General features: G+C 62.5%; 11 protein-coding genes. 7 read left to right on the top strand and 4 right to left on the bottom strand.

Features of this window, described 5'->3' with window-relative positions; translation table 11 throughout:
* Window positions 1–1156 (top strand): IS3 family transposase gene (locus MKK75_RS00515; RefSeq protein ID WP_279593460.1). Its coding sequence is split into 2 segments (ribosomal slippage), with 1157 coding nucleotides annotated over them: window positions 1–252 and window positions 252–1156; the frame shifts between segments, so codons are not numbered across the junction. This gene is flagged as partial in the annotation.
* A 233-nt stretch (window positions 1157–1389) separates the two neighbouring features.
* On the opposite strand, the gene MKK75_RS00510 is transcribed toward MKK75_RS00515, so the two are convergent.
* Window positions 1390–2358: a hypothetical protein gene (locus tag MKK75_RS00510; RefSeq protein WP_244040684.1), complete on the bottom strand. Its 969-nt coding sequence runs from the start codon at window positions 2356–2358 to the stop codon at window positions 1390–1392.
* 553 nt (window positions 2359–2911) lie between these two features.
* Here MKK75_RS00510 and MKK75_RS00505 point away from each other — a divergent pair.
* The 5 genes from MKK75_RS00505 to MKK75_RS00485 all read left to right on the top strand — a co-directional run bounded on the left by MKK75_RS00505 (window position 2912) and on the right by MKK75_RS00485 (window position 6045).
* Window positions 2912–3199, top strand: a complete 288-nt coding sequence (locus tag MKK75_RS00505; RefSeq protein WP_244040683.1) for a hypothetical protein — start codon at window positions 2912–2914, stop codon at window positions 3197–3199.
* Between the two features lie 369 nt (window positions 3200–3568).
* Window positions 3569–3778 carry a hypothetical protein gene (locus MKK75_RS00500; RefSeq protein WP_244040682.1) on the top strand — a complete coding sequence of 70 codons (210 nt, stop codon included), beginning with the start codon at window positions 3569–3571 and terminating at the stop codon, window positions 3776–3778.
* On the top strand, window positions 3775–4128 hold the full coding sequence (locus MKK75_RS00495) for a hypothetical protein (RefSeq protein WP_244040681.1): 354 nt from the start codon (window positions 3775–3777) through the stop codon (window positions 4126–4128). Before MKK75_RS00500 ends, MKK75_RS00495 begins: the two co-directional genes overlap by 4 nt.
* A gap of 76 nt (window positions 4129–4204) precedes the next feature.
* Window positions 4205–5560 (top strand): hypothetical protein, encoded by a 1356-nt coding sequence (locus MKK75_RS00490; RefSeq protein WP_244040680.1) that lies wholly within the window; start codon window positions 4205–4207, stop codon window positions 5558–5560.
* Between the two features lie 308 nt (window positions 5561–5868).
* Window positions 5869–6045, top strand: coding sequence for a hypothetical protein (locus MKK75_RS00485; protein WP_244040679.1), 177 nt, complete (start codon window positions 5869–5871; stop codon window positions 6043–6045).
* 878 nt (window positions 6046–6923) lie between these two features.
* Here MKK75_RS00485 and MKK75_RS00480 read toward each other — a convergent pair.
* From MKK75_RS00480 to MKK75_RS00470, 3 genes are all read right to left on the bottom strand, one after another.
* Window positions 6924–7322, bottom strand: coding sequence for a hypothetical protein (locus MKK75_RS00480; protein WP_244040678.1), 399 nt, complete (start codon window positions 7320–7322; stop codon window positions 6924–6926).
* 280 nt (window positions 7323–7602) lie between these two features.
* The gene (locus MKK75_RS00475) at window positions 7603–7863 is read right to left on the bottom strand and encodes a hypothetical protein (protein WP_244040677.1); all 261 of its coding nucleotides are present in this window, start codon (window positions 7861–7863) and stop codon (window positions 7603–7605) included.
* A 288-nt stretch (window positions 7864–8151) separates the two neighbouring features.
* The gene (locus MKK75_RS00470; RefSeq protein WP_244040676.1) at window positions 8152–8373 is read right to left on the bottom strand and encodes a hypothetical protein; all 222 of its coding nucleotides are present in this window, start codon (window positions 8371–8373) and stop codon (window positions 8152–8154) included.
* Between the two features lie 199 nt (window positions 8374–8572).
* On the opposite strand from MKK75_RS00470, the gene MKK75_RS00465 reads away from it, so the two are divergent.
* Window positions 8573–9099: manganese catalase family protein (locus tag MKK75_RS00465; protein WP_244040675.1), on the top strand; the 527-nt coding region annotated here is incomplete at its 3' end.

Raw genomic sequence — 9099 nt, 5'->3', positions numbered from 1 at the left:
AGCATACGGCTGAAGAGATCGTCGCCAAGCTTCGCCAAGTCGATGTCTTGGTCTCGCAGGGCCGCAAGGTCTCCGAAGCAATCCGATCCATCGAGGTGACGGAGGTCACGGACTATCGTTGGCGATCCGAGTACGGCGGCTTGAAGGGAGATCAGGTCAAGCGGCTGAAGTCTCTGGAGACTGAGAACCAGCGCCTCCGCCGGGCGATCTCCGACCTGACCCTGGAGAAGCTCATCCTGAAGGAGGCGGCTTCGGGAAACTTCTGAGCCCGGCTCGCCGCCGGGCTGGTGTCGACTACGTCGTGCCCGAGCATGGCGTGTCGGAGCGGTTCGCTTGCCGTGTTCTCGGTCAGCACCGCTCGACACAGCGCAAGCGCGCCGTGGTGGTCGAGGACGAGGCCGCACTGACCGCCGCCATCGTCGCGCTGGCTCTGCAGTATGGGCGCTACGGGTACCGTCGGATCACCGCGCTGCTGCGTCGCGATGGCTGGACGGTCAACGTGAAGCGGGTCGAACGGATCTGGCGGCGGGAGGGGCTCAAGGTTCCAGTTCGACAGCCGAAGCGAGCCCGCCTTTGGCTCAATGACGGCTCGTGTGTGCGCCTGCGGCCAGAGCGGCCTGACCACGTCTGGTCCTACGACTTCGTCGAGCACCGGACGCATAACGGTCGCAAGTACCGGATGCTGAATGTCCTCGATGAGTTCACCCGGGAGTGCCTGGCGATCCGCGTATCTCGTACGCTGAAGGCGCACGACGTGATCGATGTCCTCTCGGATCTATTCAGCCTGCGCGGCGTGCTAGGCCATAGCCGCTCGGACAATGGACCTGAGTTCATCGCTCAATCTGTCCGGGACTGGATCGCTGCAGTCGGCTCAGAGACCGCCTACATCGAGCCGGGCAGTCCGTGGGAGAACGGGTACTGCGAGAGCTTCAACGCGAAGCTACGGGACGAACTCCTCAACGGCGAGGTGTTCTACACCCTTAAAGAAGCCAGCGTCGTGATCGAGCAATGGCGGACCCACTACAACAGCATCCGACCGCACTCGTCACTCGGCTACTGCCCACCTGCGCCGGAGGTCGTCATCTGGCCCACCGAACCGAGCGGCTCAGTACCGTCCGCTCGGCCTGCCATCGTCACGCGACCGACGATGCACTAACTTCAAACCTGGGCCACCGCATGGAGGGCAGGCCACAGGCTTCGAAGAATAACTATGGAGGCAGGCCCTTTTACGCGTAGGATTCAGTCAGCCAGTCAGGCGGCATCCCGGCAGACAACCGCCCAAAATAAGGTTGAGGCTCGAGTCGGCACTAACGACTACACAGATTACCACGCCATGGCGATTGCCGTGCGGCGGTGCCCAGATCAGCGGCGGCTGCAATGTAGCCTTCTTCAGCAGGGCCACTCCTTGGTGTCCGATTCTTCACCAGCTTTCGGAAACTTAATACCGCCAAAGTTGAATGTATTTCTCAACTCGCATCGAATTTGACTAAACATCCCAGGGTCATCGTGTCGGAAAATCGTGAAATTTTGCCCCGTCCAACCAATCAGCGGGCGCATTCTCCATCCTAACTCTGCGTTTGACAATCCGAAGCAAACCACCCAAACAGCTGAAGCCGTCAAACGAAGAGATTTATTATATCGATTTTCAATATTTATCATATAGGCAAAGGCGGAACAACCAAGGAGGCCGGCCACCGAAAGCGCTGCATATGCAAAAAGTACGGTCAAAGAGTAATTTTCCAGCGACGCGAGCACCAGCTCAATCAGTGCGGCAGGTAATAAGGCCAACGCTGTAATCAGCAGGCAAGACATAGCTGATTGCGACAGATCGATTTGGTCGATTTTGCCGCCAACTAGCGGACAACATACATAAACCACACCGACAGATACTATCGAACTTACGGCAATAAGTATTGGCATCTTGATAGTCGACGCTGCTAGTTGCGCTAGACCTGAGGCTTCTGGCGTGATCACAGCATGGAAGCCTAGACAAAAACCAAAGATTGACAGGGAGAATAGAGCTATTATAATTTTGTAAAAAACAGAAAGTTGCATGAATCCATAAATTTTTGAACGAACATTTTCATTGGTGGAGGTCTTGGATCGATGTATTGTGAGATTGTCTGTAGTTTCTTGGATTTTCCCGCTTGCTGAATTTACTTCTTGTTGCTGTACCCGCTTCGCGACTTCCTTTATGACGTTCTCAACGGACGGTGGCCAAGGCACGCCATTGTCGAGAAGCATTCGCGCAACTCGAACAAGCATCCTGAACTGCTCCGGCGAAATTCGGCTGCCCGCCTCCTGCTGTTCCAGGATGCGATCAGCGATGGCCGTCGCCAGTCCGGCGACCTCAGCCATCTGGTTTGGCCGATTGCTGGCGCCTGTCATTTCTCGTCGTTCTTCGCCTTACGGCGCTCGGTGAGGACCATCAGTTCGCCCTCTTGAGATCCTCGCGCGGCCACACATAACCCTCGCCGGTAAGGTAGTCCGTGAGGGCGTAGAGCATCCTGATACGATGGGCGCAGGAAGCGCGGCTGTCGAGATAGGTCGGATTGATCCGCTCGGGGCCCCCGCCGACATCGAAGCGAAGGCTCGCGCCTGGATGCTGATCGCGCTGGCATGACCGACGACGCTGACCCAGTCCTTGAGGCCGTCGAAGCCCTGCGCGCGGCCGGCGTCGCCGTGGTGCCGATCGGCGAGGAGTTCGAGCGCTGGCAGATCGTGGACCTGATCTTCTCGGATGGTCAACCAGAAGCCCGGCACCACACAGTTCCTCGGCAAGGCCTCGTTAAGGTTCGAAGCGCAGGCTTGTTGTGGCCGCCGTTGAGCGACCGCACCGGTACGCTTCGGTGGATACGGCCCCGCGCTACTGTTGCCCGCGGGGCCGTTCGCACGTCGTGGAGATCAAGCGATGCGTGGAACCCTCAAGACCGCTGGCACAGCCGCTCTGGCTGCCCTCACCCTATGCGCCAGTCAGCCGGCTGCCCAGGCCCGTGACGGCATTGGCGTCGGTGGTGCCGCGGCGCTCGGCGTACTGGGCGGTGTCGTCGCCGGCACTGCGATCGCCTCAGCCAACAACCGGCCGGTCTACGCTGCCCCGCCGCCCGCCTATGTCGAGGAGGTCTGCCACTTCGAACGGCGCGGCTTCATCGACCCGTATGGTGTCGAGCATATCCGCCGCGTGCGTGTCTGTGAGTGAGGCCTACCGCGAGGCCCCTTGCCATCTCTGGCCAACGCTCCTAGCCTGAAGATCTCGGCGCCCATCGTATGCGGCGCCGGCATCGGAGAGGAGGTTAGCCATGAGACATCACGGCACCAGCCCCCGAACGTCGCGCATTGCCGACGCGGACCAGGACAGTCCACCCAACTACGACCTGCAGGGATAGTGGCTCTTCGAGCGGCGATCCGATGACCGGATCGGAGAGCGTGGACCCTGCAACAACCCGCCGCCTCAAGACGGCGGGTTTTTTCATGGACTGCCAGGCATAACGCTCAAGACATGGGAAGCAGCGCAGGTTCTGCCGTTCGCTTTTCGTACCGCTGTGTCGCCGGCGCGGCAGCCAGCCCCATGCGGCCCAGCTACGATGCGGGCGTCATCAAGGCGCCCTTCATGCTCAACCGTCCGATCCTGGTTCGTGGTGCCTTTATCGGACTGCTGCTCGTGGGTTTGATAGCGCTGGCTGACGGCATAGTCCGTCAGCAGCTGCAGCAAGCTGCGAACGAGATGGCGACGCTGCCGGCAACAGCGGTCGTGCAGACCACCGGCGCTATACGGTGAGCCGGCGGCTGCACATCGCTGGCGTGATCGCGCTGACGGCTATCATTAGCTCCGGGCCGGCCTTGGCCCTGGCGGCTGAGCCGGCTGACTTGCCGGCGCTTGAGCAGGCTTGGCACAGCTGCGTGCGCGAGGTTTACGACGGCCAGCAGGACCGCGGCAGCCGCGCCGGCCGGGAGCGCAACGCCCTGGACGCGTGCAAGCCTCATGAGGACGCGTACGTGGCCGCCTTGATGGCGGCTCGCCCCGGCGACGCCGACGCCCCCATGAGCGGCTGGGCGCGGACGTGGGCGGCGTACGTGGCTTTCGTGGTGGATCCGGTCAAAGCTTGGATCGAGGCGCGGCGGCGCTGATCAGCCCCGCAGGAACGGGCCGTGCAAGCGGCTGTTGGCCTTCCGACACATATCGGAAGCGCAGCAGGTGAAGTGTGTGCTGTACTTCACGGAAGCGGAGACCATGATGCATCAGCTAGCCCGCCTCGGCATGGTGCTCGCCTTCTGCGCCATGCCTGCCATCGGTCAGTCTGCTGACCAACAGAACCCAGAACCTGTGAAGGTCGAGAAAGGCTGGGCCGGATCACTCGACGGCACCTGGAACTGGCGCTTGCCCGATACGCCAAACGGTCTGCACCCGACCCAGAGTTGGCACGCTACGGGCTCGGCGCCCGATGGCGACATCTATGTCGGTGGCATGGATCACAAGACGAACGCAGCCCTGTACCGCATCGACGCGCAGGCAGGAACGCTCCGCTACGTCGGTGACGCCCGGTCTGCCTCGGAGGCCGCTCACAACTGGCTGCCCGGCGAGACGGCACAGAAGTTCCACACCCGGCCGCTCTGGCACAACGGTAAGATCTACGTCGCAACAATGGACCGCTCCGACCTCAACCCGGGCTACCTCGATCGGCGCGGCTTCCACTGGTACGCTTATGACCCCGCTCAAGACAGCTTCACAGACCTGAGTTCCGCCGAGCCCGGCGGGACGGCGGTACCCCACGGCAATCTCGTCACCCTCGCTTCCGACCCGACCCACAACGTCATCTACGGCGCGGGTGTGCCGACAGGGGCAATCTACCGCTACGACGTCGCCAGCGGGAGCACCAGGGATCTCGGCCGACCGGCCTCGTACAATCAGCCTTACGTCTACACGGGACGGGTGATGTGGGTGGACGCGCGCGGCCGTTTATACTTCACGGCTAGTAACTGGGACGAACCCACGGTGCACGACCACGTGCAGTACTACGACCCGGAGACCGGCTTCGGCGAGGAAAAAGATTGGCTGCTTAAGGACGGCATGGCTCTGGAGACCGGCCAGTGTATGGAAGGCGGCAAGTGGTGTGTGTTCGGGGATGACCGCGGCCACGTCTACCGCTTCGATCAGGATGCACATACCTGGACGTACCTTGGCCAAATCGAGACGGGTAAGAAGGCGGGCTGGGGCGGCGTGGAGTTCTGGCTCTTTGCTGTGGCTCCCAGCGGCAACAGCGTTTACGTCGCCACCAGCACCTCGCCACGTCCAAGCGAGGACACGGCGCTTTACGAGTTCGACCTTGCGAGCGGCCGAACGCAGCGGATCTGTGCCTTAGCAGAGCTTGATCCGGCTCTTGCGCACAGCCACGTCCATACCGGGTACAACGCCTGGGACGCACAAGGGCGCTTCTACTTTGCGAGCTTCGGCTACTCCGACAACCAATCCGTGCTCGTGACTCGGATCGACCCAGCGCGCCTGAAGACGGCGCTAACCCGCCATGCAGAGGTCAGGGTCGATACAGGTGCCAGTAAGTAACTAACATAGATCAAGCGCCGGCTGGCCGATCGGTGCGACGTCGCGTAAAAGCGGGCCGAGGTCTTGCCCGGAAGGGACAGCCTCGGCCTAAGCCGCGAGGCGAGCCACGAGGCCCGGCAGCTGCGCAACGCGGAGGCGGCAGACCCCGGCGTGATCCGCTGAGCGCTCGATCCCCGGCTGGCCCAGGGTAAGGAGCCCACCAAAGCGGCCGTGCGGGCCACACCTGCGGCACACTCGACAGCTGGGCTTTGGGCAGGAACAGCCCCACATCGCTGCGCTTATCCCGGCATAAGTCATGGGAGGGTGCGATGAAGGTGTTTCAGGTCCGGCAAGGTACCACAGGCACGATCCTTTGGACTGGCGCGGCCACTGACCCGATTGCCGCCCTGGACGCCATGGCGCACGAAGCCGGCTACTACGACCACGCGGACATCCCAGACCACCTGCGGACTGGTGGGCTGCACGCGGAAGAGATCCGGATCTAGCGTACAAGCCTTAGGCTGAGCATCTTGGGAATTCCCAAGATGCGCACCGCACGGTCGAGCGCGGTGGCACCGTCTACCCGATGAAACCGCGCGGCTCAGCCAAGCACGGCCTTAACGAAGCATACACCATGTTCGTCAAGGGTCGGCATGCAACCGGAGTCTGATGCCCAGCCATGCTCGATGTCGTGTTCTGGTGGTGCGCGTTTGTGGCCCTTGCCGGGTCATACGCTCTGATCGGCGTTGCCCTGATAAATAGAGGTCGGCCCAAGTCTCAGCGATGGGAGGCGGAACTGTTCAGTAAGACTACCCCTGTGATGCGGCACTTCGGCCATGCGCAGAACGCTGAACGGTTCGACCTACTTCCGCACGACCAAGTGATGGTAGGCAGGTGAAACAACACCGCGGCAACTATACTGGGGCAGGCCTGTCCACCCGACCACATAAATAAAGAGCGATACTGCGCGGAAAAAGCATGCCAGTGGTCAGCCAGCAGTCTTGCGAAGTGAAAGTGGATGGCGTGTGGCACGCTGCCACCCTTGCGGAGGCGCGCAGTCGGCACACGATGGCGCAGAAGCGTTGCCCCGCTTGCCAGGGGCAAATCATCATCGCTGGAACCTACTTCGGCGAGGGTACTCTAAAGCTGCAGCATCGCCGGTCACACACCGGTTGCCCCCTGAAATCAGACACCTACAACGGATCGCCAGTACCGCACCCCCAGGCGCTTGCCTGACAGCCGCTCGGCCCCGCCCCGATCTGCTCACGGGGCAGGGGAGCGTCCGATCTCACCAGCGTGTGAGCCGAGCCGTTACGCAACTTGGCTCGACGGCATCATGGCAGGGGGCGGTTACGGGCGCGTGTACGAGGCCCGTGTGCCAAGCTCAGTAACCGTAGTATCCGTAGCCGTAGGGGCGGCGGTAGTAGCCGTAGGGGCCACCGTAGTAGCCCACCGGGGCGTAGCCGTAGCCGTAGGGGTAACCGTAGCCGCCGGCCAGGCCGTAGCCGAGGGCAGCGCCGGTGGCCAAGCCGAGGCCCAGCCCGAGGCCACCGTAGCCGTACCCACGGCCGTAGCCGTAGCCGTAGCGGCCATACCCCCCACGGAAGCCGCCGTAGCCACCACGGAACCCACCGTAGCCCCCGCGGAAACCTGCGCCGCGGAACCCACCGCCGAAGCCGCCACCGTGGAAGCCACCGCCACCGAAGCCCCGCGCATCAGCGCCGGTCGGCACAAAGGCGAGCGCGGCCAGCACAGCCGTCGAGGCCAGAGCCAAGCGTTTCATCGGATCATCTCCTATCCAAGAAGTCTGATCCTAGAACTCGGCCATGGGCACCACGGATCCAGCTTCAGCACGTACAGGGTGCCGCAGATTTGTAACAACACGTTACTGTATAGACATAAAAGCCCGACCCAGGGGAGATGATCCTGGGCCGGGCGTATCTGTATCGAGCAATACGGGGCGGTGTTGCTGGATACAGTTATCAAGCCAACCGATAGAGCGCGCCGGAGTTCCGCTACTCGGTCGCGCTATGAGGCGCTGGGGAGAGCGTGAGTCGAGCGCGTCAATCCACCCCGCAGTCAAGCAGATCGCGCCTGCGCTGTTCGGAGCTTTCCCGGGCTTCATCCTGCCAGCTCGCCTCAGGCGGGTCCAGGTCGGCCCGAAACCGATGCTGACCTGGCAAGTATAGGCTGCGCGGATCGGAGGCCAGGGAGCCCGTCGTCTCTGGATCCATGTCGCAGTCTCGGGCCGGTTGATCGGCCTGGGCAAACGCGGCCCCTGCGCACACGGCCATGGCCGCAGCGATCGCAAGCAGCTTCGACATGGGTGTTCCTGATGTGCTCACGGAGGCGCACATGCCGCACCTGCATGGGCGGTTCAGCTGTGCGGTTCTGAGGCTGGATCGCGCAACCGGGTTATTGGGCGGTGATCTGCGCTCGCGTGGCGTTGTGCCGAATCAGGCCACGGATCGCGCGGAGAGGCAGCAAGGGCAGCCTGACCAAGCCCCCAACAGCGACCACGGCCAGGGCAATCACGAGAGCGGCGCCGCACTTGAACATCGCTGGGTTACTCCTGGCGGCCGGAACACGGCGAGACGCCTGCACCTTCGTTGTCAGCAAGCGCGCCGATCGCGGCGGGATTGTGAGCCACTCAACCGTTCGGCTTCCTCCCGCCAAGCGTCCCGCTCGGTTCTCATGGCCTCAACGAGCGCGTGCATGTTCCCGGCGTCGATCGCGGTCTCCACGAGCATGTCCTGGGCCGAGGCCAGTTGCTCGCGCAGCTCGGCGTTCTCGGCCGCCAGCGCCAGTAGGAGAGCGGCCACGACATCGCTCATTCCTGCTCCCACGCCGCCCCGAGGAAGCGCGTCTAGCCGGGCTCAAGTTCGGCCGCAATCGCGTCAGCCGATCGTGCCCACTGGCGATAACCTTGATCCTGTCCTGCCCCTTTGTGGTCGCCTTCGTGAAGCCGGAAGGAACGATCGGTCCCGCAAACAGATGCCCTGAGGCGCACCTTGCGCGAACGGAGCTACCTGCATGTTCATGAAGATCGACCGCCTCCTAACGGAGCTGCCCGAGCCGAAAAAGCCGGAGCCGAACGCGGCCGCCGCCCTGCAGGAGTTGCTCGGTGGCAAGTACGGCGAGATGTCGACCCTCGGAAACTACATGTTCCAGAGCTTCAATTTCCGCAACAAGGAGAAACTCCGGCCGTTCTACAGCCTGGTGTCGAGCATCTTCGCCGAGGAGATTGGCCACGTCGAGTTGGTCTCGACCGGCATCGCGCTGCTCAACAACGGACCCGGCAATCCGAAGAAGAACGTCGATATCTCGAAGGCGCCCTTCGAGGACATGCAGGACGTCCGGCTCGCCGGTAGCTTCCTGGCGAACGGGGGCGGCGCCATGCCAATGAACGCGAACGGCGTGTCCTGGAACATGGACATGGTGACGACGACCGGGAACCTGATCATCGACCTGCTGCACAATTTCCACCTGGAATGCGGTGCGCGCATCCACAAGCTGCGGGTCTACGAGACCATGAGCGAGCCGACGGGCCGCGAGACCTG

Origin of the sequence: Methylobacterium sp. J-030, assembly GCF_022829545.1 — a bacterium.
In the GTDB taxonomy this organism is placed as follows: Bacteria; Pseudomonadota; Alphaproteobacteria; order Rhizobiales; family Beijerinckiaceae; genus Methylobacterium.
Note: the sequence above shows the minus strand (reverse complement) of the source record. Positions and strands in the feature narration are given on the sequence as shown.

What these genes read in the sequence shown, in the direction of transcription:
- MKK75_RS00510 (WP_244040684.1), bottom strand. Translation starts at nt 2,358, where the DNA reads ATGGCTGAGGTCGCCGGACTGGCGACGGCCATCGCTGATCGCATCCTG.
- MKK75_RS00505 (WP_244040683.1), top strand. Translation starts at nt 2,912, where the DNA reads ATGCGTGGAACCCTCAAGACCGCTGGCACAGCCGCTCTGGCTGCCCTC.
- MKK75_RS00500 (WP_244040682.1), top strand. Translation starts at nt 3,569, where the DNA reads ATGCGGCCCAGCTACGATGCGGGCGTCATCAAGGCGCCCTTCATGCTC.
- MKK75_RS00485 (WP_244040679.1), top strand. Translation starts at nt 5,869, where the DNA reads ATGAAGGTGTTTCAGGTCCGGCAAGGTACCACAGGCACGATCCTTTGG.
- MKK75_RS00480 (WP_244040678.1), bottom strand. Translation starts at nt 7,322, where the DNA reads ATGAAACGCTTGGCTCTGGCCTCGACGGCTGTGCTGGCCGCGCTCGCC.
- MKK75_RS00475 (WP_244040677.1), bottom strand. Translation starts at nt 7,863, where the DNA reads ATGTCGAAGCTGCTTGCGATCGCTGCGGCCATGGCCGTGTGCGCAGGG.
- MKK75_RS00470 (WP_244040676.1), bottom strand. Translation starts at nt 8,373, where the DNA reads ATGAGCGATGTCGTGGCCGCTCTCCTACTGGCGCTGGCGGCCGAGAAC.